At 46.3% G+C, this 26,029-nt stretch carries 24 protein-coding genes; 18 read left to right on the top strand and 6 right to left on the bottom strand.

The annotated features are described in order from the left end of the window. Nucleotides 1–29: 29 nt before the first annotated feature. The 4 genes from hemB to N4A56_RS04695 all read left to right on the top strand — a co-directional run bounded on the left by hemB (nt 30) and on the right by N4A56_RS04695 (nt 4,747). Complete coding sequence (gene hemB, locus N4A56_RS04710; RefSeq protein WP_295545381.1) at nt 30–1,022, top strand: porphobilinogen synthase; 993 nt, start codon at nt 30–32, stop codon at nt 1,020–1,022. Nucleotides 1,023–1,230: 208 nt separating this feature from the next. Further along, nucleotides 1,231–2,343, top strand: a complete 1,113-nt coding sequence (ahbD, locus tag N4A56_RS04705; RefSeq protein WP_293670595.1) for a heme b synthase — start codon at nt 1,231–1,233, stop codon at nt 2,341–2,343. 33 nt (nt 2,344–2,376) lie between these two features. Then, a complete protein-coding gene (locus N4A56_RS04700; protein ID WP_293670502.1) occupies nt 2,377–2,853 on the top strand; it encodes a siroheme decarboxylase subunit alpha in 477 nt (158 codons plus the stop codon). A gap of 250 nt (nt 2,854–3,103) precedes the next feature. Next, entirely contained in the window at nt 3,104–4,747 is a 1,644-nt protein-coding gene (locus tag N4A56_RS04695; RefSeq protein WP_295545378.1) for a diguanylate cyclase, read from the top strand. 331 nt (nt 4,748–5,078) lie between these two features. Here N4A56_RS04695 and N4A56_RS04690 read toward each other — a convergent pair whose 3' ends face one another. The 6 genes from N4A56_RS04690 to aprB form a co-directional block, all read right to left on the bottom strand. Beyond that, the gene (locus N4A56_RS04690) at nt 5,079–5,822 is read right to left on the bottom strand and encodes a hypothetical protein (RefSeq protein ID WP_295545376.1); all 744 of its coding nucleotides are present in this window, start codon (nt 5,820–5,822) and stop codon (nt 5,079–5,081) included. A 94-nt stretch (nt 5,823–5,916) separates the two neighbouring features. Next, nucleotides 5,917–7,068, bottom strand: a complete 1,152-nt coding sequence (qmoC, locus tag N4A56_RS04685) for a quinone-interacting membrane-bound oxidoreductase complex subunit QmoC (protein ID WP_293670497.1) — start codon at nt 7,066–7,068, stop codon at nt 5,917–5,919. A gap of 13 nt (nt 7,069–7,081) precedes the next feature. Next, nucleotides 7,082–9,319, bottom strand: a complete 2,238-nt coding sequence (locus N4A56_RS04680; RefSeq protein WP_293670495.1) for a hydrogenase iron-sulfur subunit — start codon at nt 9,317–9,319, stop codon at nt 7,082–7,084. A 5-nt stretch (nt 9,320–9,324) separates the two neighbouring features. Next, nucleotides 9,325–10,563 (bottom strand): FAD-dependent oxidoreductase, encoded by a 1,239-nt coding sequence (locus N4A56_RS04675; protein ID WP_293670493.1) that lies wholly within the window; start codon nt 10,561–10,563, stop codon nt 9,325–9,327. Nucleotides 10,564–10,732: 169 nt separating this feature from the next. Continuing rightward, nucleotides 10,733–12,730, bottom strand: a complete 1,998-nt coding sequence (aprA, locus tag N4A56_RS04670; protein WP_293670491.1) for an adenylyl-sulfate reductase subunit alpha — start codon at nt 12,728–12,730, stop codon at nt 10,733–10,735. 34 nt (nt 12,731–12,764) lie between these two features. Further along, nucleotides 12,765–13,253: an adenylyl-sulfate reductase subunit beta gene (aprB, locus tag N4A56_RS04665; RefSeq protein ID WP_293670489.1), complete on the bottom strand. Its 489-nt coding sequence runs from the start codon at nt 13,251–13,253 to the stop codon at nt 12,765–12,767. 750 nt (nt 13,254–14,003) lie between these two features. Here aprB and N4A56_RS04660 point away from each other — a divergent pair. The 14 genes from N4A56_RS04660 to N4A56_RS04595 all read left to right on the top strand — a co-directional run bounded on the left by N4A56_RS04660 (nt 14,004) and on the right by N4A56_RS04595 (nt 26,014). Then, a complete protein-coding gene (locus N4A56_RS04660; protein ID WP_295545372.1) occupies nt 14,004–15,632 on the top strand; it encodes a 3-phosphoshikimate 1-carboxyvinyltransferase in 1,629 nt (542 codons plus the stop codon). After that, entirely contained in the window at nt 15,565–15,825 is a 261-nt protein-coding gene (locus tag N4A56_RS04655; RefSeq protein ID WP_295545370.1) for a hypothetical protein, read from the top strand. The genes N4A56_RS04660 and N4A56_RS04655 overlap by 68 nt, the downstream gene beginning before the upstream one ends. Nucleotides 15,826–15,954: 129 nt before the next feature. Then, the gene (locus tag N4A56_RS04650) at nt 15,955–17,145 is read left to right on the top strand and encodes a pyridoxal phosphate-dependent aminotransferase (RefSeq protein WP_295545368.1); all 1,191 of its coding nucleotides are present in this window, start codon (nt 15,955–15,957) and stop codon (nt 17,143–17,145) included. A gap of 176 nt (nt 17,146–17,321) precedes the next feature. Then, nucleotides 17,322–18,383 carry a DUF6765 family protein gene (locus tag N4A56_RS04645; protein ID WP_295545366.1) on the top strand — a complete coding sequence of 354 codons (1,062 nt, stop codon included), beginning with the start codon at nt 17,322–17,324 and terminating at the stop codon, nt 18,381–18,383. Nucleotides 18,384–18,814: 431 nt separating this feature from the next. After that, nucleotides 18,815–20,380 (top strand): signal recognition particle protein, encoded by a 1,566-nt coding sequence (gene ffh / locus N4A56_RS04640; RefSeq protein WP_293670480.1) that lies wholly within the window; start codon nt 18,815–18,817, stop codon nt 20,378–20,380. Between the two features lie 99 nt (nt 20,381–20,479). After that, on the top strand, nt 20,480–20,716 hold the full coding sequence (gene rpsP, locus N4A56_RS04635) for a 30S ribosomal protein S16 (RefSeq protein WP_066852338.1): 237 nt from the start codon (nt 20,480–20,482) through the stop codon (nt 20,714–20,716). An 82-nt stretch (nt 20,717–20,798) separates the two neighbouring features. After that, on the top strand, nt 20,799–21,032 hold the full coding sequence (locus tag N4A56_RS04630) for a KH domain-containing protein (protein WP_066852339.1): 234 nt from the start codon (nt 20,799–20,801) through the stop codon (nt 21,030–21,032). 16 nt (nt 21,033–21,048) lie between these two features. Beyond that, nucleotides 21,049–21,579 (top strand): ribosome maturation factor RimM, encoded by a 531-nt coding sequence (rimM, locus tag N4A56_RS04625; RefSeq protein ID WP_295545363.1) that lies wholly within the window; start codon nt 21,049–21,051, stop codon nt 21,577–21,579. A gap of 8 nt (nt 21,580–21,587) precedes the next feature. Beyond that, nucleotides 21,588–22,865: a tRNA (guanosine(37)-N1)-methyltransferase TrmD gene (gene trmD, locus N4A56_RS04620; RefSeq protein ID WP_293670473.1), complete on the top strand. Its 1,278-nt coding sequence runs from the start codon at nt 21,588–21,590 to the stop codon at nt 22,863–22,865. Between the two features lie 60 nt (nt 22,866–22,925). Further along, nucleotides 22,926–23,273 carry a 50S ribosomal protein L19 gene (rplS, locus tag N4A56_RS04615; protein WP_295545361.1) on the top strand — a complete coding sequence of 116 codons (348 nt, stop codon included), beginning with the start codon at nt 22,926–22,928 and terminating at the stop codon, nt 23,271–23,273. Between the two features lie 128 nt (nt 23,274–23,401). After that, nucleotides 23,402–24,055 (top strand): ribonuclease HII, encoded by a 654-nt coding sequence (locus N4A56_RS04610; protein ID WP_295545358.1) that lies wholly within the window; start codon nt 23,402–23,404, stop codon nt 24,053–24,055. After that, nucleotides 24,049–24,453, top strand: a complete 405-nt coding sequence (locus N4A56_RS04605) for a YraN family protein (protein WP_293670467.1) — start codon at nt 24,049–24,051, stop codon at nt 24,451–24,453. Before N4A56_RS04610 ends, N4A56_RS04605 begins: the two co-directional genes overlap by 7 nt. Next, nucleotides 24,395–25,225 carry a 16S rRNA (cytidine(1402)-2'-O)-methyltransferase gene (gene rsmI / locus N4A56_RS04600; protein ID WP_293670466.1) on the top strand — a complete coding sequence of 277 codons (831 nt, stop codon included), beginning with the start codon at nt 24,395–24,397 and terminating at the stop codon, nt 25,223–25,225. The genes N4A56_RS04605 and rsmI overlap by 59 nt, the downstream gene beginning before the upstream one ends. A gap of 30 nt (nt 25,226–25,255) precedes the next feature. Further along, entirely contained in the window at nt 25,256–26,014 is a 759-nt protein-coding gene (locus N4A56_RS04595; RefSeq protein ID WP_293670464.1) for a PTS system mannose/fructose/sorbose family transporter subunit IID, read from the top strand. The last annotated feature ends 15 nt before the right edge of the window (nt 26,015–26,029 follow it).

The following is a 26,029-nucleotide window of genomic DNA, read 5'->3' as shown; positions in this document are numbered from 1 at the left end:
AACCGATCTCCAAAGATCAGGAGGATACAATGGCGGACTTCTTTAGAGGACGACGTCTTCGTAGCACAGCAGCCTTACGCGCACTTGTGAGTGAACATAGTGTAACAGCACAAGACCTTATCATGCCATATTTCGTTGTAGATACTGACGATACCAGTTTCCGCAAAGAAATTCCTTCCATGCCCGGACAATTTCAGCTGTCCTTGAATGAATTTGAAAAGCAGCTTGCAGAAGCTGTAGAAGCAGGGCTGCGCGCCATCATCTTATTCGGCATTCCTAAATGCAAAGATGCTACAGGCACCGAAGGATATGCAGAAGACGGGATTGTACAGCAAGCAGTACGCCTTGCAAAAGCTCGTCATCCGCAGCTTGTTGTAGTGACTGATGTCTGCCTTTGTGAATACACAGACCATGGGCATTGTGGTATTCTTCAGCACGTTGAAGATGATGTGACCGTAGCAAACGATTCTACACTTGCTCTTCTTCAAAAAGTTGCAGTTTCTCATGCAAAAGCAGGTGCTGATATTGTTGCTCCTTCAGATATGATGGATGGTCGCATTCAAGCGTTACGCGAAGCTCTGGATGCAGAAGGTTTTGTTAACCTGCCAATCATGTCATACGCTGTTAAGTATGCATCCGCATTTTATGGTCCATTCCGCGATGCAGCAGAATCTACCCCTCAAAGCGGCGACCGCAAAAGCTATCAAATGGACCCTGCAAACAGTCGCGAAGCACTGCGCGAAGCAACAGCAGACGTTTTGGAAGAAGCCGATTTCCTCATGGTAAAACCGGCAGGTCCATATCTTGATATTATTCGCATGCTGCGTGACCGTTTCGACCAGCCGATGGCGGCGTATCAAGTAAGCGGAGAGTACTCTATGATTATGGCAGGAGCGCAAAATGATTGGATTGATCTTGATGCTGTTACCATGGAATCACTCCTTGCCATCAAACGTGCAGGAGCTGACCTAATCATCACATATTTTGCTGAAGACCTTATTAAACGCGGGTTGGTACAATAGTATGTCTAATAAAAAAGAATCCCTTTGCGGTTGCGCTTCAAAAGATATTGGGCGCATTGCTGAAAAAGCACCGCTCGATCATAAGCATGCTCATAAAGAAGCAATTCTTGACACAGGGCTGCCACCACAGAACCGCCCTGCCAAACCGGAAGGACATCCGCAAATGCCAGCAGGTCACCCTATGCCTGCCGGACATCCCGGTGGAAAAATGCCAGCGGGGCATCCTCATGCCAGCGGTCTTTCCGGCTCTATGGCTCGCACTCTGGAAGACGGTTCACCATCCTGCAAACTCATTGCGTGGGAAGTAACCCGCTCCTGTAACCTTGCGTGCAAACACTGCCGTGCTGAAGCACATGAAGAGCCATATCCAGGAGAGCTGGATACTGATGAAGCAAAAGCACTGATCGATACATTTCCTGATGTAGGGAATCCTATCATCATCTTCACAGGTGGCGACCCTATGATGCGCCCTGACGTATACGAACTTGTCGCCTATGCGACAGAAAAGGGTCTGCGTTGTGTTATGTCTCCTAACGGAACACTGATTACTCCAGAAACCGCGCAAAAAATGAAAGAGTCCGGCGTGCAACGCTGTTCTATTTCCATTGACGGCCCAAGTGCAGAGTTTCATGATGATTTCCGTGGTGTCGAAGGTGCTTTTGACATGTCTCTTCGTGGTATTGAGTTCCTCAAAGAGGCAGGCATTGAGTTCCAGATTAACACCACTGTTACCCGTCAAAACCTGCCGTACTTCAAACAAATTTTTAATTTGTGTGAAGAACTTGGAGCTGTTGCATGGCACATTTTCCTGCTTGTCCCTACCGGACGCGCAGCACAAATGGGCGCAGAAGTTATTACCGCTGAAGAGTACGAAGAAGTGCTCAACTGGTTCTATGATTTCCGCAAAACAACTAACATGCACCTTAAAGCAACATGTGCACCGCATTACTACCGCATTATGCGCCAGCGTGCGAAAGAAGAAGGACTTGCAGTCAATGCTGAAAACTTCGGTATGGATGCCTTCACCCGCGGTTGCCTTGGCGGTACCGGTTTTTGCTTTATCTCACACACAGGACAAGTTCAGCCATGCGGCTACTTAGAGCTGGACTGTGGACAGATTAAAGAGACACCATTCCCAGAAATCTGGCGCAAATCTGAACACTTCCGTCAGTTCCGAACCAAAGAAGAATACGACGGAAAATGCGGTGTCTGCGAATACCACAATGTATGCGGCGGCTGCCGAGCACGTGGATATTCCATGAAAGGCTCACATATGGCGGAAGAGCCACTGTGCAGCTACACTCCGCGCCGTCAAAAATAACACAGCCTGTAACGCCACACCATCGAGGTCGAAATGGATAAACAACTGGAATCTGCATTAAGCAGCACTGACCGTAAAGTTCTGACAATTATTCAATCCGGTTTTCCGATTGCTCCACGCCCGTACGAGGTTATCGGCGAGCAGGTTGGACTGACAGAAGCTGAAGCACTTGCTACCGTTCGCTCCTTAAAAGAGCGTAAAATTATCAGACGACTTGGTGCAAACTTTAACTCAAAAGGACTTGGCTGGCGCTCTACATTATGCGCTGCTAAAGTTCCTGAAGAAAAAGTCGAAGAGTTCGTTGCCGAAGTTAATTCCCACGCAGGAGTGACACATAACTACTTGCGCGACCACGAATTCAATATCTGGTTCACATTCATTGGTCCAAATTGGGATGCGGTGGTAGACACGCTAAATGGTATTACAGAAAAAACCGGCATAGAAATTCTTAATCTTCCAGCAACCGCTCTTTATAAAATTAAAGTAGACTTCAATCTGGTTGATAAATAAGAATAATCGGTTTCTTTTTCTTTCATCTATAGTATATGTGGCGCAACTACGAAAAGATTAAGTAGTTGCGCCATTTACTTATTTTTTGTCGGATAGTATAGAACATAAATCTATGTTATATTCCCAATCTCCATCCCTTAGTATTCTTTTACTATTCCTGTATACCTGTGCAATAGTTACAGGTATGTACTTTGTGCTTGTCCGTAGAAAACCACGGTTTATCTACAACTGGGTATGCAATAGTTTGGGTATGCTTGATAACCGAAAAAGATTCAGCCCACATTTCCGTTCTAATCTTTACAAAAGTGGTGCAGTGCTCGCTATCCGTTTTAATATCAAGACGGGGGAACTTATCCCCATCACTGCAACAACTGCAACTATTCTTAATCTTACAGATCCATCAAAGAAACTTTTTCTTGAAGATGTTCTCTTAGGAGATGCAAAAGACACGCTGCTCCAGAAACTTGATAAAAATAGTCGTGTCGAAAACTATCCTGCGACATGCAGTATCAACGACACTGTACTAAATATTCTTATTACAGCAGAAAAAGATACCAATGATGATGTTGAAGCAATGTTCATCAACATTACAAAGCACATGAACATTTATCAAAAAATTGAAGATCAATACCTCTTCTTGCAAAACGTGCTCAACGCTTTGCCCGTTCCTGTGTTTGTTAATGACAAAAGCCACCAATGTCTTTTTACTAACAAAGCATTTACCGAAACATTCGGTAACGTAACTGACGACTCTTCGAATAAATATTCTTTCTTAGTTTCATCTGATCTTAACGAACATGACATTCAGGCAAACTTTACAAACCTGCTCATGATTGATTCTGCAACGTATCAGGCAGAATTTACAACAACAATGAACGGCAACCTGCACCACTTCGAAGTCCAGCGTCGCCCTCTTAAAGAGAAAGATGGACAAATTTATGGTGAAGTTGGGGTGGCTTCAGATATTTCGCACCGCAAAAAGATTGAACAAGATTTGCGCGATACCACTCACCGTTACAAAAATATTTTCTGGAATGCAGCTGAAGGGATCACCACAGTGCAACGCGATGGTCGACTCACCGAGGCGAATCCTGCTGTTGCGGCTATGTGCGGCTATGATTCTCCAACACAACTTTTAGATGAAGTGAAATTCGTAGACCAGCTTTGGCGCTATCCAGAGCAGCGCTTAGAATACCGTAGTCTTATCTTGAAAAATAAAACTGCTGTCGGCTATGAGTACGAGTTTGTGCGAAAAGATGGCACATATGGTTGGATGAAAATTAGTTCCAGTGGAAAATTTAATGATAATGGTGAGCTTGAGTCTATTGCAACAATCGTTTCTGACATAACACAGAAAAAACAATCTGAGCTGGAGCTAGCCCGCTGTGCTTCTATCGATAGCATGACAGGTATCAGCAACAGAAACGCACTAGAGAATCACCTTACCACTCTTCTCAATGCCCAGCCTTCCGTGCCGTTTGCTGTCATTTTTTTGGATCTCAACAACTTTAAACCTATTAACGATAACCACGGACACTATACTGGTGATAAGGTACTCGAAATTATTGCTCAGCGTCTTGCCAAAGGTTGCCGCCGTACAGATTTTGTAGCTCGATTGGGTGGTGATGAATTCATCGTTATCTTGGAAGGCATTAATAACAAAGAAATGTTGAGAAAGAAAACAGCCGCAATGCTTAAAGCAATTGAAGAGCCTATCCAACTCAGTGGCGCTGTTCACTATATATCTGCTAGCGCTGGGGTAAGCCAGCACCCAGAAGATGGAAGCACTGTCATAGAATTGCTTAAAGCCGCTGATGCTTCAATGTACGATATGAAGCGTCAAAGCAAAGCAAGTAAAATTAATGAACAACTCGAACTGTTAGCTAATAGCTAACTTTCCGATAAGCTTCCAACCACCCTATTCAATGACATTTGCAGGAACAAAGCTACTAGTCTTTTATTAACCATACAAGCCTAAGCGACCGCGCCCTCTCATTTTTTCATACTAGCCGCTAACCTATTCTTTACCTGACCAGTTCTATCGTAACCTCATCTGATATTTTCTTATTAGCTCCCAGAGCACTTCCTTACCACTAAAGTTTGTACAGCGCTTATCCCCCTAAATAAGCTACTTCAATCCAAAGCTATTTTTCACTACCGACAAAAAAAGCCCAACTGAATAACAGTTGGGCTTTAATACTGGATGGGGTAAAGCTGAGCTATGCTTAGAAACCAAACCCGCTATCGTCGCTGCCAGAAGCACCGAAACCGAAATCATCCGGTACGCCGCCACCAGCTTCTTCAACTGGTGCTTCTTCTGTAGCTGGAGCTTCTTCAGCATCGCCTGCCGCAGCAACTGCTGCGCCAGCAGGAAGAGATGCAAGAGCGTCTTTAACTGCGCGAGAAACGATATCTTTAACAGAAGACTCAACTTCTGTTTCGTTGATTGCAACTTTGCCATCGAAAGTTTTGAGTTCTTTCTTAGCTTTTGCAAGATCAGTCTGAGCAGCTTCAAGCTTGCCAGAAAGATCATCAACTTTTTTCTCAAGATCAGCAGCCTGAGCTTTGAACGGTTCAAACTCAGCAACGTTAGCCTGAAGACCTTCGATTGCTGCAGCCTGTTCTGCTACTGTAGCTTTAGCGTCTGCCAATTTATCGAGAACAATAGAAATGCTAGCCATATCAGCAGCTGGAATTGGTTCAACGGAAACGTTGCCGCCCAGCTTAGATGCCTGTTTTTTAGTCCAAGCATCAAATGGTTCGCCTTCTTCGTAGCAACACTGCATGAAACGAGGTTCCATGCTGTACAGCCAGCCTTTAGACATAGGTGCTACTACACCTTCTTCTTCAGCGGAAAGTTCACGCTGGGTGAGGTAGCAAAGCAAATCAGAAACATCGGTACCGCCTTTACCAGCGATTAAACCGAGAATTGTTTCCATTTTGAAAACTCTACGAGCTTCATCAGACATTGGGGCCTCCTATTATCAAGGAAAGATTTGTTTTTGTGATTGTCTTTTCTTGTTTTAAGAAGTGTGCCTGCCTAAGCAGGCACATAGTCGTTTCTTATTGGCGTCCCATGTGACGTACATAGGTAAGCGCGATGGTACGGTACACAATATGGCCAAGTTTAGACCAAGGAAGGTACGCGAAGAGCATCCATACAGTTACCAAGTGAACGTAGTACACGGAGTACGCAATCTGGGGGATAGCGGCCAAGCGGAAAAGCTCGGATAATACGCCTGTCAGAGCGACTGCCCAGATAACATTCAACAGATACCAGTCGTAGTAATTAGACTTGGTTTTTTCCGGATCTTTACCGCGACGGTTATTGGTAAGGATTGCCATACCAACGATCAAAGCAATAGCACCGAGGTTAGCCAGAATCTTAACAGGGTTAAGCAGGTTAAGTGGTGTGTGCAAAAGATCAATCATCGGGATAAGTTTGCCGCCCCAGTGGGATACAGCAATAAGTCCGGTTACGACCATAAGAGCAAGGAATGCGTAGAAAACAAGCAAGTGACCGGTTTTGCGATCAGACTTATCATCGCCACAATCTTTGAACTTCTTATGTGTTGCCACTTCTTCAACAAGGACATCAATGAAGCATCGGAACATGGATTTTTGTTTACCAAGTACGAGTACTTCACCTTCCGGCTTAAAGGTAGCCAGAAGATTTTTAGCTCCCTTGAAGAATATGCCCACCATTCCGAAGAAAGTGATCATAAAAATAGGGTCAATGGTGAAATCACCAGGGAAAAGCTTGCCGTAAACAATCTCACCTTCAGGGAAGAAGGAACCGATCTGCCCTGCACGAATGAACCAGACAACGGCCCAAATGATTGCAGGAATGGCAATGAGGTTAATCAGGTATTTAGGGCTAGAAAGCCATTTACCGATTACCGGCAGCGGGTTGATGCGCTGGTATGCCATATTACGCAGAGCTGCAAGAAGATCGCCCGGTTTTGCACCACGCGGACACATGTCGGAACAAGTACCGCAGTTGTGACAAAGCCAGATATCCGGGTTATTCAGGAGCTTATCTTTAAGCCCCCAAGAAGCCCATACCATCTCCTTACGAGGGTAAGGATTGCTTGCCGGAGAGATGGGGCAGGCTACGCTGCATGTGGCGCACTGGTAGCACTTTTTCAGCGAGTCCCCACCTACAGCTTGCAATTCTTTCACAAACTGAAGATCAGGTTCGATTCTTTGAGCCATTTTCCATCTCCTCCTAGTAGCCCTTGAATGGGTTAGGACCTTTCTCGAAGACCATGTCCATGAAGTCATCAATCATGCCAGGTACTTTGTCGTACTCGTCAATTGCAACTTCATACTGTTCTACGCGGTCAGGTTCTACACCAAGGCGTTCCAGAGTTTCAGCGATGTTGTCTTTACGACGATTACAAATCTCAGAGCCTTTTACAAAGTGGCACTGGTAGTCATCACCGTACTTACAACCGAGCAGCATAACGCCGTCAATACCTTTGGACATTGCATCAGCAACCCAGATGGCGTTAACAGAACCAAGACAACGTACTGGAATAATACGTACGTATGGGCTCCATGATTTGCCACGAATTGCAGCCATGTCGAGTGCAGGGTATGCGTCGTTTTCACATGCGAGAATCAGAACACGCGGTCCGCCCTGTTCCATGTCGTCCGGTACATCGATTTCACGGATCATAGAACCGATCTGGTCAATGTTGTAGTTATCGAAGGAGATAACACGTTCTGGACATGCACCCATACAGGTACCACAGCGGCGACAGCGGCTGAAGTTTGGAAGCGGAGTACCTTTTTCGTCATCATCCAAAGCGCCAAACGGACACTCTTCGGTGCAACGCTTACACTGTGTACAACGAACAAAGTTGAATACAGGGTAGCTAAGGTCACCGGAACGAGGATGAACTGCAACACCGTGGTTGGAAGATTCAACACACTGAATTGCTTTCATGGTAGCACCGATTGCATCTTCTTCAGCAGCGTCCATCATCATTGGCTGACGAACACAACCTGCTGCATAAACACCGGTACGACGAGTTTCATATGGGAAGCAGATGTAGTTAGAATCTGCATAACCGTCGAAGAGGTCGAGATCAGGGAACGCAGGTCCCTGACGGTATTCAAAGTTCATTACCGGATCTTTAGCAGTCGCAGGAACAATACCGGTAGGAAGAACAACCATATCTACTGGAATTTCAACGTCATCACCCATAAGAGTGTTGCCAGCTGAAACTACGAGAGAGCCTTCTTCTTCAGTAATGCCTTTGATATCAGCCTTGGACATCATAATGCCAAGACGATCCTGAGCTGCTTTGTAGTAACGCTCATGAATACCTGGAACTACCATGGAATCGTACAATACATATGCACGTGCATCTTCATGCGCATCACAAAGGTAGTTTGCCTGTTTAAGAGCAATCATTGAGTTTACGTAGCTTGAGTAAGCAAGGTGACGAACGGACTCTAAGTCCTCATGTACGTAACCGTCTTCCGCTTCCTCATCAGATTCAGTAGCTTCTGCTTCTTCCGGAGCTGCGTAAATGTCGCCGCCTGTCACAGTTTCGGTGTTAACGATAAATGCAACACGCTTAGCGTCAAGTTTGCCTTCTTTAGCAAGCTTTTCATATTCAGCAGAAGTAACAATGTTCGGCATGCTACCGTAACCAAATGGAGCGAGCAGTTCGTTATCCATTGGTTTCCAGCCAGCAGCAAGAACAACTGCACCTACACTGTATTCCTGACCAGCAACCTGTGCAGTGTACTGACCTGGAGTACCAGCAAGTTTTTCAACAGTTGCGTTGAGAACAACTGTAACTTTTTCGTGTGCTGTTACTTCTTCAATTTTTGCTTCAAGACCAGTGTCGTGAGCTTCTTCATACGGGAACTCAAGTGGAACAGTTTTGAGCATGTTCAGCGCTTTACCGCCGAGCTGAGCATCTTTTTCCACAAGAATTACATCATAGCCGTAATCAGCAGCCTGTTTTGCTGCAGTAAGACCTGCCCAACCACCACCGAGAACGAGAATGGTTTTAACAGCTTCAAACTCAGGTGGCTCTGGTACTGCTGTTTTCTGAAGCTTAATAATACCCATGGTTACGTAGTCTTTAGCCATGGCCATAAGCAATTCAGGAGCAGCGCCGCCAGCAGCAGGGATAGTTCCATCCGGGTTTTTGTACGCCATTGCACATTGTTCACGCAGGTTAATGCGCTCTACAATAACGTTCTCAAACTCGTAGATATCCCAGTCAACACGAGGGGAAGAACCACAAATTGCGATTCCGTCCAACCCTTGTTCAACGATGTCTTTTTTAATTTCTTCGCGTGCACTTGGTGCTGCAAGCACAGGAAAAACTTTTACTACAGGGCAGGCATCGCCAAACTTGTTAGATACGCCAGTGCTCAGCTCTTCAGCATCAATGATGCCTAATGCAGACTGGTCAAAATATACGCCAATTTTTTCGGCCATTCTACCTACCTCCCACGAACCGTCTGGATTGCTTTAAGCGCAGCGCTAGTACCAGACTGAGCAGTACGCATAACATCCAGAGGCTTTTGAGCACAACCAGCGGAGAAGATACCTTTAGCTTCGCCATCTACAACAAAGCCTTCGTCATCAAGAGTGACACCAAACGGGTTAGCTTCACCTGCAAGGCTTGGCTGCATACCGGTAGCAAGAACTACCATGTCATGACGAATTTTGGCTTTGTGGCCTTTAACAGCATCTTCAACTTCAACAATCACATCGCCTGTTGCAGCATCTTCTTCTACACCAGCTACTTTACCTTTAACGAGGTGCAGCTTCTCGTCGGCAATAGCTTTGCGCATAAACTTGTCGTAACGACCAGGAGTACGCATATCAATGTAGTAGATGGTAACATCTGCATCAGGGTACTGTTCGCGAACGTACAGAGCCTGTTTCAAAGAAGCCATACAGCAGATGTAAGAACAGAAGCCTAAGTGGTTCTGGTCACGGGAACCTGCACACTGCACAAAAGCAATGTTTTCAGGTGCTTTTTCGTCTGAAGGACGAGAGATAGCACCATCTGTAGGACCGTTAGGAGATGCGAGGCGTTCCATCTGCATGTTGGAAATACAGTTGGTAATCTGGCCTGCGCCAAGGTTGGTCAGGTTGGTTACATCATATGGTTTCCAACCAGTAGCAAGAACGATGCTGCCAACTGAGAGTTCGATCTCTTTTGCAGCTTCATTCATATCACACGCTTCAGAAGCACCGACTTTAATTGCGTCAGCACTGCTCAGTTTATTCGGTTCCAGAACGTAACGGTTCGGGAACGCAAACGGCGTGTCCATGTAAAGTGGTTTACGGGTTGCAAGACCAAGGTTGAACTCATCTGCAACTTCACTTTCAAGAGAAGCAGCAAGTTCACCAAGATCAGCACTGCTCGGAGCAGTACAGCGTGGAGCAATAGAAACTTTAACAGTAAAGTTTCCAGCTTCACCTTCAACAGAATCCACAGTAGCCATAGTTAAGAACTTAACATTCGGATTCTTTTTGATGCGCTGGTACTGAATCTCCAATCCACAGGATGGAGGGCAGAGCTTTGGAAAATATTTGTTCAGCTGTGCCACTCTGCCGCCGAGAAATGGTGATTTCTCAACGATGTACACTTCGTAGCCGAGCTCAGCAGCTTCAAGGGCGGCTGTAAGGCCGCTGAATCCGCCTCCGACGACGAGTATGGAGTTCGACATTTAGCAATCCTCCCTACAATTGTTTCGGGCCTATAGTCAAAACGGCCTAAGCTAAGACAATAAGTTGAGCGCTCACTGTCTCAGCTTAGACCGGATTGATAAGGGAAGAAAAAGGGGCGATTGCGGTGTCCCGCAACCGCCCCGGACGTTCAGTAAGAAGCTCTACAGATTATGCAGTAGGAATGATCTGGTAGTAAGGCTTCTTGAAGACGGTGGTTTCACCAGTCTTTGGATCGTATTTGGAGTTACAGAAGCACTTCCATTTTGCGTCGTCAAGACCCATGAAGTCAGCACGGTAGTAGAAACCAGGGTAGCGGGTTTCAGTACGGAATGCGATGTGCTGCATGTGGAGACGTACAGTCCAGAGACGATGGTAGTTTTCCCAACAACGGAGGAGTTCGTGAAGGTCACGAGCAGCCAGTTTGAGGGAGTCTTCTTCGAGCATATCGAGGAGGTGGAAACCTGTGTTCAATGCTGCTTCAGAAGTGGTGTAGTATGTGCTAACACCGCCACCGTATTCGTCAGTTGCTTTAACCAGACGCATCATGAAGTTCTTAGGAGAGATGTACTCTGGGTTAACAACTGGGTCAGTAGATACGTCTTTACCAGCCATGTAGTTGTCGAATGGACGGTAGATCAGCTTAGCGAGATCTTTGGAGTCTTCAGCAACTGCAGGTTTGTAATCTTTGTGGTCGATGCACCAGCGAACCATCTGCTTACCACAAATACGACCTTCTGCGTGAGAACCGGAGGAGAACTTGTGACCAGATGCACCAACACCGTCAGCACAAGTCCAGAGGCCCATAACGGTAGTCATACGGTTGTATACTTTACCGTTAGCAGCACGTACTTTGTAGTCTTCAGGAACCCATTCTTCGTCTGGACCGGAAGTCCAGATACCACAACAACCGGAGTGGGAGCCGAGGAGGTAAGGTTCTGTAGGCATGATTTCAGAGCCAGTTTCTTCAGGCTGAATGTTCATTGCAGCCCAGAGGTTAGCCTGGCCAACACACATGTCGAGGAAATCTTCCCATGCTTCAGACTCAAGGTGTTTCTGTTCAGCAGGAGTAAGAGTTTCGAATGTGGTCTGAAGTGCAGTCTTGGTATCCATGTAAATTGGACCACGACCTTCACGCATTTCACGGAGCATCATGTGGTTACGCAGACAGGTCGGAATGATGTGACCTTTAGCGTAGCCGCGATCTTCGTATGGCTTGAGCATTGCGCGGTTAGTTACGCAGTAGTCTTCGCCACGGAAGTTAGTAGCTTTAGCTTTAAAGAGAAGGAACCATGCACCTACCGGACCGTAACCATCTTTAAAACGAGCTGGTACGAAGCGGTTTTCCATCATGGTCATTTCTGCGCCAACCTGAGCACACATGGTGTAAGTGGAACCTGCGTTCCATACTGGGTACCATGCACGACCCATACCTTCACCGGTAGAACGTGGCTTGTAAACGTTAACAGCACCACCACATGCTACAACCATAGCATTGGTACGGTAAACGTGTACTTCGTTATCACGAAGGTTAAAGCCAACAGCACCAGCGATGCGGTTTTCTTCGTTAGCGTCGAGAAGAAGCTTAACAATAAAGATACGTTCCTGAATGCGCTCTTCGCCGAGTGCGTTTTTAGCAGCTTCAGCAACGATACATTTGTATGCTTCACCGTTAATCATCATCTGCCAGCGACCGGAGCGAACTGGTGCGTCACCGTTACGGAGAGACTTGCCAGCAGCTTTAGCAGCAGCACCGTCGAGGTTCTTTTCGTTCTCGTCTTTGATCCAGCAAGGGAGGCCCCACTCTTCAAAGAGGTGAACAGAGTCATCAACGTGACGACCAAGGTCGAAGATAAGGTCTTCACGTACGAGACCCATGAGGTCAGTACGAACCATACGAACGTAGTCATCTGCAGTGTTATCACCAAGGTAGGTGTTAATAGCAGAAAGACCCTGTGCAACAGCACCGGAACGTTCGAGTGCAGCTTTATCAACGAGCAGAATTTTCAGCTCTGGTGCGTATTTTTCAGCCCAACGTACGGCTTCAAATGCTGCACCACAGTTACCCATACCACCGCCAACCATGAGGATATCAACATCATGTTCTACAATTGCAGGTTCAGCAATTGCTACGCCTCTTGGCTGTTCCTTTGCGGGAATCATCGGCATGATAATATCTCCTTAGGAATAAATTCCGTAAAAATTAAACTGCAGAGGCCTTTTTGACCATTGTGATGTCAGCATCTGCAACTTCAAACTTCTGACCCATAGCTTCGATCGGAGCAACAAGCTCTGCTTCAGTAAAGAGCAGTTCGTTGTCAAGATCTGTTGGTTCCGGCTTACCTTCGAAAGGCTTAATGGAGCCTTCAGGAGTAGTACGGATTGGGAATTTGAAGCGTTTTACATTACCGTTACGGAATTTAACGGTCCACATGATAGAATCAGCGGAACGCATTGGGATACAAGTGCCACCTAAAGGTGCAAAGTCAGCGTATGGACGTGCTGTAATTGCGCCCTGAGGACAAATTTTAACACAGGAGTAGCATTCCCAGCATGCTTCTGGCTCCTGGTTGAAGGCCTTCATTTCATCTGCATCGAGAATCATGAGGTCGTTGGGGCAGATGTACATGCAAGCGGTTTTCTCGCCACCTTTGCAGCCATCACACTTGGACGGGTCTACATATGTCGGCATACCTAATCCTCCAACACAACGATTAAGGGGTTTACCTAAAAACTTTTTTCCCACGATGGGGTCCACCACTCGATGGAGTCGATAAAGCAGGAATCTGTTCCTGCCTCATCTAGGCTCCACCGAATCAGAGGGAGACTACGATACGGGCGCTTTCCGTATCGCTTGTGAAAGTTCTAACAAAGCTTTGGAGATAAGGTCAAGCGTCTTGTTCACTTTTTTCACAAAGACTTTGCCTTTTTCTTTAACTTACTGTTTTTACATTCACTTTTTCAAGAAACAAAAATCTTGCCCCACTGGATAAGACCTAATGGACACAAGACATTTACAATTATTGGCAGGATGTTGCAAGCGATTCAGCCAGAACTTTATACCTTTTTTCACTTGCTCATATAGCCTCTGAGCACCATCCAGCAAATAGTACTTAAATTCAATAAGTTAAACAGAGAGTCGCACGCACTCACCTCTTTTACAGCTTGTTCACTCATTCACGATAGCTATCCTGTTTTACTCAATCCACACCCTTGTGAAAAATATCACATTAGTTTGAGTGCTCAGTTAATACCTGCTCCAGCATGCCATTGAGTCCTTTCTAAATATCGCAAGCTTGTTGTCTATCAATCGCACGGCTTCTATTGGTATGTTACATTTCTTAAAACGCGACTTTTTTTCTGAAAGCCCAATTTCCACTTGCGACTCACGCGGTTTCAGGCTAGGGGGAACGCCACACCACCAAAGTAAGGCTACATTCTAATGAAAAAAAATATGACCCTCGTTGAAGAAATTTCCGAGCTTGATGTCGAGCTTTTAAAACTGTTGGCTCGTCGATCCAAGCTTCTTAAGAAAACCCGCCGCCGCAAAAAAGAAGGCGCGGGCACAGATTCAATTTCTAATGAAAAAAGAATTCGTCTGGCATGGGAAGAATCTGCTACCAAATTCAGCAGAGACCCTCGCCTCGCGCATCAGATGTTTACACTGCTTCAGGACATTGAGTTTATCTCTCGTGACGATGCAGAAGACCAGAACAGCTTTGGTCTTGCACCAAACACACAGCCTGTAAATGTTGACATTACAGGTCCTGCTGCGCTCTGTCCTACACAAATCTGGATTGCTCTCGCAGCTGCAAACGGCGTAGAGTGCAACCTCACAGGTATTTCTACTGCTCATCCGGTATCCGACCTTGTAAAAGGCTTTAATCAGGCTGGCGCACGTCTTAGCTGGAAAGGCAACGACCTTTTCTGCAAAGAATCAAAAGCTCTTGACTTTGCCGACAAGGTTATTTTCGCAGGTAACAGCGAATTCAACGTATACCTCTTAGCTCTTCAGGCTGCGGCAAGCCACGGCACACTCAAGCTGACAGGCGGCTCTACATTAAAGGATGCAGACCTCTCTGCATTCCGCAATTTCCTTCCACAGCTTGGAGCACGTATTGCGCATGTTATACCACGCTCCAATGGACTGCCTGCTCGTCTCGAATGCTCCGGCATCATTCCAGAGACAGTCGTTGTTCCAGAAAATCTTTCTGAAGAAGCTGTTGTTGCAGTACTCGTTGCTGCAACTACATGGAAAGCAGACGTTACAATTGATCTTTCACAAAACGCTGCGGCTACCAATGCACTTGCAATCGTCGACCCTATCTTCGAATCCGCAGGTATTGAATACAGCATCGAAGGCACTAGCTGCGCTATTTCTCCAGAAGAACCAGATTTCCCTGTATATCCGGCAATCACCATGGACCCGACAATCTGTGCAAGCATCCTTGCCTACCCTGCTTTTGCAGGCGGTAAAGTTGCACTGCGCGGTACATGGCCGCTTGATACTGCCGAAGGTGATGCTGTTGTTGCATTGCTTAAATCTGTCGGTCTTACAATTGCAATCAAGCCGGATAGCATTGTAGCTACCAAGCCTGAACGCGGTCACTCCACCGACGCTGTTAACATGCAGAACCTGTCTTCCAACTACTTCCCGTTGGCAATGGCACTTACCTGCATCAAGGCTGCTGCCACCAAAAGCCCTGTTGAGTTGCCTGCTGCACCTGCCGGTACTTCTGTTGAAGTTATCGAAAGCTTTGTAGCTCAAGCCAACATGCTGCTTGAAGATAACAAAGTGCATCCAAATGCAGACATTCCTCATGCCAAAATCTGGACAAGCCCAGATGCGTTCTGGACCATGGCTCTTGGACAGCTTGCGTTCATCAACCGTCCGCTTCAGTTGTCCAACCCTGGCACCATCACAGACCTGATGCCTACATTCTGGATGTTCTACAATACACTTCCAGAACCAACTATGGTTCGTAAGCCTAGGGAGGAAATGAGTGGAGACAAACCAAAAAGACGTAGAGTCTTTGCCGACAACAATTCCAGAGGTAGAAGCGCTGATTAAGCAATATGACAGCGAGCTGAAAGCCATTGAAGACGCTTTTCGCGAACTCGTTGCTTCAGAAAATCCTGCAAAAGGAATTTTCCATGCAAGCGAAATTCATGAAAACCGTCAGAAAAAGAACATTGCAGAAGTCAACAGACAGTTTGCAGTGAACAGACGGAACAGACTCCGCATGGAAGCTGAACCTTTTTAAAGCGAAAAACGCCGTACTCTTGAGTGCGGCGTTTTTTTGTAGCCCTTAACTGGACACTTCGCGCAAGATTGCCTATCAATTTTTGATAACAATTTAGTAAAATTTGACGCATTTTATACGAGGTATCTCATGCAACTTCTTTCCTCTCAAATTTCCGGATTCATCGAAAACTCTTCATGGATCAGAAAAATGTTTGAATCCGGCATCGCTTTAAAGAAACAATATGGTGCAGATGCGGTTTGCGACTTTAGTCTCGGCAACCCTGACGTTCCCGCACCATCAATGATAGGCGACATCCTCGGCGATCTTGCAAAAGAGACAACTACCCCGTTTACCTTCGGTTATATGCCGAACGGCGGCTTTCCGTGGGCACGCCAGATTATTGCTGATTTAGTCTTGAAGGAACAAGGCGTTGCAATCACAGCAGAAGACACCGTGCTCACATGCGGCGCTGCTGGTGCTATGAATGCTTTCTTCCGTGCAGTCATGGAACCGGGTGACGAAGTACTCGCTGTGGCACCTTTTTTTGTTGAATACGGCTTTTACGCCTCCAACCATCAAGCCACGTTCCGCACTGTTATGTCCAAGCCGGACACCTTCGAACTAGACATTGACGCAATTGATGCAGCCATTACACCAAAAACTCGGGCACTCATCATAAATTCTCCAAACAACCCTACAGGCGCTGTATATACTAAAGAAGAGCTCACAGCACTTGCAGCGGTTCTTGAAAAACATACCAAGGCGAACAATCGCCCTGTTTACCTTATTTCTGATGAACCTTACCGCTTTCTGGCTTTTGACGGCATAGATGTTCCAAGCGTCCTTCCACTGTATGACTACGCAATTGTTATGTCTTCGTTCTCCAAAAACCTGTCTATGGCAGGAGAACGAGTCGGGTATATTGCCGTTACTCCACGCATGGAAGCTCGTCAGGAGCTTATTAACGGACTGATGCTTACAAACCGCATCCTCGGTTTTGTGAACCCTCCGGTTGTGGGACAACATATGCTCAAAGCAGCGCTTACCGCTCAGGTTGATCCCGTAATTTATGAAAAACGCCGCGATGCTATGGCAAAAGTTCTTACTGATGCAGGCTATGACTTCCACTTGCCTAAAGGTGCATTCTACTTCTTCCCTAAAGCACCGGGTGGAGACGATGTGGCGTTCTGCAACCGTCTTATGGAAGAAAAAATCCTCGCAGTACCAGGTTCCGGATTTGGCGGCCCTGGATATTTCCGACTCACTTTCTGCGTAGAAGAAGAAGTCATCAAACGATCAGCTGACGGGTTTAAACGCGCTATTGAAAGCTTCGCATAACCGCAAAACACATTTTAGTTACATAAAAAGGGTGCAACCGTGAAGGCTGCACCCTTTTCTAATAGCATCAGGCAAAAGAAGAAATTGTATTAAATAACTGAGTTCTAATCTCAACAAAACTATGTCTTCTGCATCGGGGTGGCTCTACACTATCATCGCTGAACTAGGAGAACCCTATGCAGATAGATATGCATTATTACGGAACATATACACTTGCACGTGCAGCTGGACTGAATCAAGAGACTGCAGAGCTTGTTGCCACAGCCTCTCAATTTGTGGATGATAATGTCGAATCATCATCCATTTGTTTTGCAGATGGTGGACAACTAAACACTACTCCGACAGGACACCACTTCCAGCAAACAGCGCACTGTTCTACAGACGCACAACGCAACATCTGGATTCCATTTCATTTTCTACCGGGAGCCTCCGGCGGCACCTTTACAGAACGCCTCATCTGCAAAAAAAACAGTGCGACGACTGCTGAAATGGCAGCACATCACTTGCTTTTGGCAGACACTACTTTTGCCCCTATGCTAATAGGTATAGCCGCACATGTTATCGCAGATACCTTTTCTCATCATAATTTTTCCGGTGCCAGTTCTCAGTACAATCAAATCACGCAAGAAACCATCGCAATACATGAGCCTGTAACCGAGGTTGCAACCCTTGATTCGGAGCGTGCCCACTTTCTAGATAAATTCAAATACATTCAACCAGACATCCAAGCAGCGCAAACAACAGCAGCACTAGGACACGGTGCTGCGACCTCGTTTCCAGATATCCCCTACCTGACGTGGTCATACCAACCCACTGCGCAGGGTGAAAAAATCCGAAGACATAATCCTGACGACTTCATGGAAGCCGCAGAGGCTCTTTATTCTCTTTTCATCCAATTTGCTGAACGCAGACCAGACCTTTCCGACCCTCACCCAGTTCCTTTTGAAAAAATTCAAGATTCAATTGCCATCATTTTTGCAAGCCCCGGCAACAAACACCAGCGGTCTGGATATTGGCAGCTTGCGATGGAGCAAGGAGCGTTCCTGCAAGGACGACAGGAAGAAATCCCCCCATACCAAGGGCAAATGTGGAAAAACAGATGTGAAGAACTCGCAAGCTGTCCTGACTGCGCACTCATCACAGAGTTAGATATCGTTAAATTCTACCAAGCAGCATCCATCCACAAGACATATGTGTTGCAGCAGTTACTTCCCGCACATGACATAAGCGTAATCTGAGCAGACACATAATCCCTGCAAGCAAAGGTAAAACTCCGCATGGTAACGTTGACTAACGGTCTTACCCTTACAGACCATTCACTCGCTTGATACGCAGAAATGGCATTCAAACTTTATGCACTTTTTTTCAACAATCTTTCAGTCGACATTCAAACAGATTACAACGAGCTCAGATTAACCTCACACACAAACCGACCACTCCATCACCAGACAAAAAACAACTACTCAATTCTAACATATTGAAATATTGTAAATAAATATAATAAGCGTTGCGTCTCATTGTCTTAGATAAAATGCATACTTTCTTTTCATTATGAAATACAGTAAACCTCGCTTGCCGGTCAGGGCTTGGGCATTTGCCATTCTAAACTTGACTTATTTCGTAATCTCACTTAACGAACCATCTCTTATGTCTATCTTGCGGAGTGCTGATGTTTGAGACCTTATCTGACAGATTAAACGGTGTATTTGAAAAGTTCAGTGGTCAAAAGACCTTGAACGAAGAAAACGTACAGGCTGGCCTGAGAGAAGTGCGCCTTGCGCTGCTCGAAGCAGACGTTAACTTTAAAGTTGTTAAAGAATTTATCGCCCGTGTTGGCGAAAAATGTCTTGGTCAGGATGTACTGAAAGGTGTCAACCCTGCACAGCAGGTAATCAAGATAGTACACGACGAGCTTGTGGATCTGCTTGGTGGTGACACCACAGAACTCAATCTTTCTGGCTCAAAACCGACAGTTATCATGATGGTCGGTTTGCAGGGTTCCGGTAAAACTACCTCCTCTGCAAAACTTGCAAATTTACTGCGTAAGCAAAACAAGAAACCTTTCCTTGTTCCTGCTGACGTATACCGCCCTGCTGCGATTGACCAGTTGCATACTCTGGCAAAACAGCTTGGTATTCCTGCGTATCAGTCAACACCGGACATGAATCCGGTAGATATTGCCAACGCCGCTCTTGCTGAAGCAAAAGAGAACGAATACGACGTTGTCCTCATCGATACCGCAGGTCGTTTGCATATTGACGAACAACTGATGGAAGAACTCTCGAATATTAAACGAGATGTTTCTCCACAGGAAATTCTGTTTGTTGCTGACGCAATGACCGGTCAGGACGCCGTAACTGTTGCGGAATCCTTTAATGACCAGCTTGAAATTTCTGGTGTAGTACTCACCAAAATGGACGGTGACGCACGCGGTGGTGCAGCACTTTCCATTAAATCCGTCACTGGCAAATCCGTTAAATTTGTCGGTATGGGTGAAAAACTTTCTGAGATGGAAATTTTCCATCCGGACCGTATAGCAGGTCGCATTCTTGGAATGGGCGACGTGCTTACGCTCGTTGAAAAAGCGCAAGCTGAAGTAAGCGAAGAAGAAGCCGAAGAAATGGCGCGCAAGATGCAAAAAGCGGAATTCGACTTTGAAGATTTCCGCACTCAAATGCGCCGTATGAAAAAACTCGGCTCTTTGGACAGCATCTTAAAAATGATTCCGGGCATGGGAGCGCTCAAGAACAAACTTGGCGATCTTAATGTACCGGATAGCGAACTGAATCGCATTGAAGCTATTATCAACTCAATGACGAATCAGGAACGTCGCAATCCGCAGCTCATCAATCAGAGCCGCAAAGAGCGTATTGCTAAAGGTTGTGGTCTTAAACTCAAAGACGTTAACGACCTTATCAAAAGCTTTACCCAAATGCGTCAAATGATGAAACAAATGATGGGTGGCGGTAAGGGCAAAAAAGGCAAATTCCCTAAACTTCCTGGTCTGGGCGGTTTAGGTGGCGGCGAAATGCCTGATATGAATGCTCTTGGCGGCATGGGCGGCATGCCTGGCATGGGTGGCTTACCCGGTATGGGTGGACTCCCGGGCATGGGTGGATTTCCTGGAATGGGCATGGATGATTCCTCCGGCCCTACAAAAAAGGAACTCCAGAAAAAACGTGACGCCCGCAAAAAAGCAAAGAAAAAGAAAAAACAAGGGCGCAAAAAGAAATAATTTCGCTCCTGTTAAAGAAATACGCTGACTCAACAATGTCAGTATTGCTTTCTTGAAAAAAAACCATATGATTACAAAATATAATGGGAGAACACCAATATGGCCGTTAAGTTGAGACTGACCCGTATGGGCAACAAGAAGCGTGCATTTTACCGCGTGGTGGCTGCTAACAACCTGAGCCGTCGCGACGGACGTCCTCTTGAGTACCTCGGTTACTACAACCCTATGGTAGAACCAGCTGAAATCAAGCTCGACATGGAAAAGATCGAGAAATGGCTTGCAGAAGGCGCTGAGCCTACTCCAACCGTTCGTGGTCTTATCAAGAAAGCTAAGTAGCTTTTTCTGTTGACAGCTTTCTCTCAGCAGGTCATCGATAGTTGATATTGATATCATGCTGAACAACGAGTGGAGGTGAGTCGTGTTGAAAGATCTAGTTGAGTATATCGCTAAGTCACTGGTGGACAACCCTGACGAAGTTATCGTTACCGAAGTTGAAGGTGAACAGACCTCTGTTCTGGAACTCAAGGTTGCAAAAGAAGACCTTGGCAAGGTAATCGGCAAACAGGGACGCACTGCTCGTGCAATGCGGACCATCCTCGGCGCCGCCTCCACAAAAGCCAAGAAACGTTCTGTTCTGGAAATTCTTGAATAGAACGTCCTAAGGGCATATGACTGAAACTCATTTCATTGAAATTGGATTGATAGTCAAGCCACACGGATTGCGGGGGGAAGTCTGCGTTAATTACTTCGCGGACTCCCCTTTTCTCTTGAAAGACACAGTCTGGCTTCAAAAAGGCAAAAATAAACCTGTTGAACACAAGGTTATTTCTTCCCGCCCTCACAAGGGGCAGGAATTACTCACGCTTGAAAGTTGCCGTAATAGAAACTGTGCTGAAGAGTTACGTAATGTGAAGGTTTTGGTTCCTGATGCTGAATTGCCGGAACTTACTGAAGAAGAAGTGTACCTCCATCAGTTGGAAGGAATGACTGTTGTGCAAGAAGACGGCTCTGTAGTTGGTCGTATTACTGCATTTCAGTTCAACCTTGGAGCTGAAGTCTGGGTTATTACAACTACAGACAAAAAAGAAGTACTCTTCCCTGCTACAGAAGAGTTTGTCAGCAACATCGATCTTGACGAAAATACAGTAACCATAGCGCCGCCTCCCGGCTTGCTGGATCTTTACCTAAGCGAGAAGTAGCGCACATTATGCAATTTAATATTGTCAGCCTTTTCCCAGAGTTTTTTGACTCTGCGTTAACATGCGGACTTATGAAAAAAGCGTCGGACTCCGGTCTGGTCGCTTTTGATTTTCACAATCCGCGTGCATTTGCGACCGACAGACACCAAACTGTTGATGATCGCCCTTATGGCGGTGGTCCCGGTATGGTTATGATGCTTGATCCGCTGGTGCAAACATTACGCAATATCAAAAAGCCGGGGCGCATTCTTATGATGGCGCCTAAAGGAAAGCCATTTACCCAGTCCATGGCTAAAGAGCTTTCCAAGGAAGAAGATATCACGATTATTTGCGGTCGGTACGAAGGGTTTGATGCCCGTTTAGAAGAGCTTTTCGACATCGAGCCGGTTTCCATTGGAGACTACGTTCTTAACGGTGGCGAAACAGCTGCTCTTTCAATAATCGAATCTACCGCCCGCCTTGTTCCGGGTTACATGGGGCACGAAGATTCCGGTGAAGAGGAAAGCTTTTCCTCTGGACTGTTGGAATACCCACACTATACTCGTCCCGTCGAGTATGAAGGGCTGACAGTTCCCGAGGTTCTTCGCTCCGGTGATCATAAGCGCATTGCAGAGTGGCGCAAGGAACAATCTTTAAAACTTACTCTGCACGAAAGACCCGACATTCTTCATAGTGCCCCACTCGACGCTAATGATATGGAAACATTGAAGAATGAAGACAGAGAACGAATAGGAAGAAACCTTTATTGCGCACTGGTGCACTACCCTGTGGTCAATAAAGAAAATAAATCTGTTGCCGTTTCTTTGACAAATCTTGACATCCACGATATAGCCCGCTGTTCATGCACCTATGGTCTTGGTGGGTACTATATTTCTACCCCGATTGAAGACCAGCAACAGATGCTTGCAGATATTCTCAAGCACTGGGTAACAGGGGCGGGAACAACAGCTAACCCGGATAGAGGGGAAGCCCTACAGATTATCAAGGGCGTCCGCTATGTTCAGGAAGCGATCGAGGATATTATAGAGCGTACCGGCCAACGCCCTCTACTGGTTGCGACGAGTGCCAGAGGGGCTGGCGACATGCATTACGAACAACTACGTGACGTAATGGTGGACCGACCGATACTGCTCCTGTTTGGTACAGCTCATGGTCTTGCACCGCAGGTTCTGGATATGTGTGACAGAATGCTGCGTCCGGTTAGATACCTTGATGGGTACAACCACTTATCTGTAAGAACTGCTGCTGCTATCATTATTGACCGGATACTGGGTGATGCTTTATAGGGCTGACCCGTAACGTAATTTTTTAACGCAGACTTGTGCTGCGAAAAAAGGCATTTTAAAATGAATATTATTGAAAAAATCGAACGCGAACAGCTTCGCATGGATATCCCTGAGTTTAAAGCTGGTGACACTGTAAAAGTTCACATGCGTATTATCGAAGGCGAAAAAGAACGCATTCAGGTTTTCCAGGGCGCAGTAATCCGTGTAAGCAACGGTACAACCAACGCAACTTTCACTGTTCGTAAAATTTCTGACGGTGTTGGCGTTGAGCGTGTATTCCCAATGCATTCCCCATCTATTGAGCGCGTTGAAGTTGTTCAGGAAGGTCGCGTACGTCGTAGCCGCCTTTACTACCTCCGTAACCTCAAAGGTAAAGCTGCTCGTATCAAGCCGAAAAACCGCTGGTAGTCTCAAGACTGCATCGATTAGTTTTTCTAAGGGAGTTGGCGATGCCAGCTCCCTTTTTTACGATCAACAACTTCTGTATTCTCTTTCCAACACATGCTACCCTGCGTACAGGAATGTAACAGCCCGCTATGAAACAAAATACTCTCACGCTTTTTACTGCTTCGCTTGAAGAGACAGACTGGCCAACACCGTTCGCCGGTATTGATGAAGCCGGTCGCGGCTGTCTTGCTGGACCTGTTGTAGCAGGTGCCTGTATTCTTGATCCTTCCAATCCAATTGAAGGACTCACGGACTCAAAAAAGCTGACTGAAAAACGCAGGCAAGCACTCTATCCTCAAATCAAAGAAAAATCTCTTGCTTGGGGAATTGGTGTTGCGTGGCCGGAAGAAATTGACCGCATTAATATTTTGCAATCAACCTTTCAAGCGATGCACAGAGCAGTGCAATGCTTGGGCGTTGCCCCTGTTTTTCTTGCTATTGACGGCAATGCAACTATACCTACCGAGATAGCAGGCACCATTGAGCAGCAGAGCATCGTTAAGGGTGATTTAAAAATTCAAGCAATCTCCGCCGCATCTATTCTCGCCAAAACGTTCCGAGACAACCTTATGGTCAAACTCGATAAACGATATGGTGGCTATGGCTTTGCAGGCCATAAAGGATACGGCACTAAAGAACATATTGCAGCCATTGCAGCAAAGGGACCGTGTAAAATGCACAGGCTCACCTTTGCGAAGGTAAAGCCGGAACCTGCAAAACAAGAACAAAACCTACTATGGTAGCATCACACCTTAGAACAGGCATAGCCGGAGAAGATGCAGCCGCCGCCTATTTAGTTGACCACGGGTACTCAATTGTGACCCGCAACTGGCGTGCTAAACACCTCGAACTGGATATTGTCTGTACAAAGGGTGAGTATGTTGTTTTTGCAGAAGTCAAAACACGCTCCTGCTCCAGCATGGAGTCGGCTATCAACGCCCTGTCTGCATCAAAAATAAAAAAGCTGTGCAACGCTGCACAGCACTATATCTCTCAAAACAATCTTTGGGATACCCCTTGCCGGTTCGACCTGCTTGCAGTCACCAAAACCGGTGAACGGTATCAGGTGGAGCACATTCAAGATGCCTTCGAACTCTCCCAGCCTTTGGGTGGTGGCAACACCGCTTGGCAACCATGGTGATCTTTCTCCCAGAGCACGAGAAGTGCTCCAGACTGTCGATATTTTACTTGCGGAAGATACCCGCCGCACCGGTCTGCTTTTAAAATCTACAGGTATTACCGCCAAAAAACTGGTCAGCTTCCACGATCATAACGAAGAAGCGAAAGCACCCGGTATTATCGCAGCAATGCAGGAAGGACAGGTCTTTGCCGTTGTTTCTGATGCAGGTATGCCGCTTTTTTCAGATCCCGGCTACCGCCTTGTGAAACTCGCGCGTGAAAACGGCATCAACGTATCTGTTGTTCCGGGTCCTAGTGCACCACTTACAGCACTTGCAGCCAGCGGAATAGCTCCGCAACCGTTCACATTCGTAGGTTTTCCTCCACGTAAAACCAGCGATCAGAAAAAACTTTTTGAAGAATTTTCAAATCTCCGTTCTACCCTTGTCTTTTTTGAGCGCAAAAATCGCTTAGCCGCAACACTTAAAACGGCGTATGAGATTCTGGGAGCAAGGGAACTATGTGTCGCTCGTGAATTGACCAAGCGGCATGAGGAGTTTATCTTAGGCAGACTTGAAAAACATGATGAAATTCCAGAGGATTTGCTGGGCGAAATAACAGTTGTTATCGGCCCGCCTGAATCCAGTGGAAAAACAAGTGAAGCTGAACTGCTCAAGCTTATTGCTGAAGAAACAGAACTTGGTGGTAAACCGAAAGAAATTGCGCGCCGAGTTAAGGAAGAAGCTTCCGGCTGGACAGTAAAAGCTGTATACCAGTTCATGCAAGATACTTAAGCCAGATACATCGTACGATCAGGAACTTATATGCTTACTGCCCGCACTCTTATTACCTGCTTTCTCCGTACGTACCTTATAGGTACCGGATTCAACACTCGTGGTCTGCAAAATACAGGCTTGGTGTTTGTTATGGAACCGGGTTTGCGGGAACTGTATAACACTCCTGAAGCACTGCGCGAAGCCAGAAGCCGTTACTTAGAGCTTTACAACACCCACCCTTTCTGGACCCCTCTGCTGGTCGGTGTGTTCCTTTCACTGGAGTCTCACATTGCACGGGGCAATCTGCCTCCTAAAATGCTTAGCTCTGTTAAAGAAACAACAACGTATACCCTCTCTGCTATCGGCGATTCTTTTTTTGGCGGCAGCCTGCTCGCAATGTGGGCATTATCGAGTGTCTGTATGCTTGTTACAGGCTTCAAAGCTCTTGCCCTGTCATGGACGCTGCTACTTTTTGCAGCCTTGCAGGTCTTTAAATTCGTCACCTTTGTATCAGGAGTCCGGAATGGGCTGCAAATGATTACGACTCTCAAAAATTGGGACTTAATCAACTGGGGGGAACGCATCAAAATTGCAAACTCCCTCATCCTCGTTCTCATGCTCTACCTGTTCTGGCCGGGAACCCACAGCACTATTGAGTGGTCGCTTATTGCGGGCACACTACTAAGCGCAAGTTTTGTTGTGGGAAGACTGCATTTATCACGTGTATTACTTGTATATCTTTTATGCTTTCTAATGTTTTTTATACTACCGTGGATTAGCACAGTTATTCCACTTTCCCCAATCTAGAGGAACTGACAATCA

This window comes from Halodesulfovibrio sp. (assembly GCF_025210605.1).
GTDB lineage: Bacteria > Desulfobacterota > Desulfovibrionia > Desulfovibrionales > Desulfovibrionaceae > Halodesulfovibrio.
The sequence above is the reverse complement of the archived record's forward strand: the minus strand, read 5'-3'. Positions and strand labels throughout refer to the sequence as shown.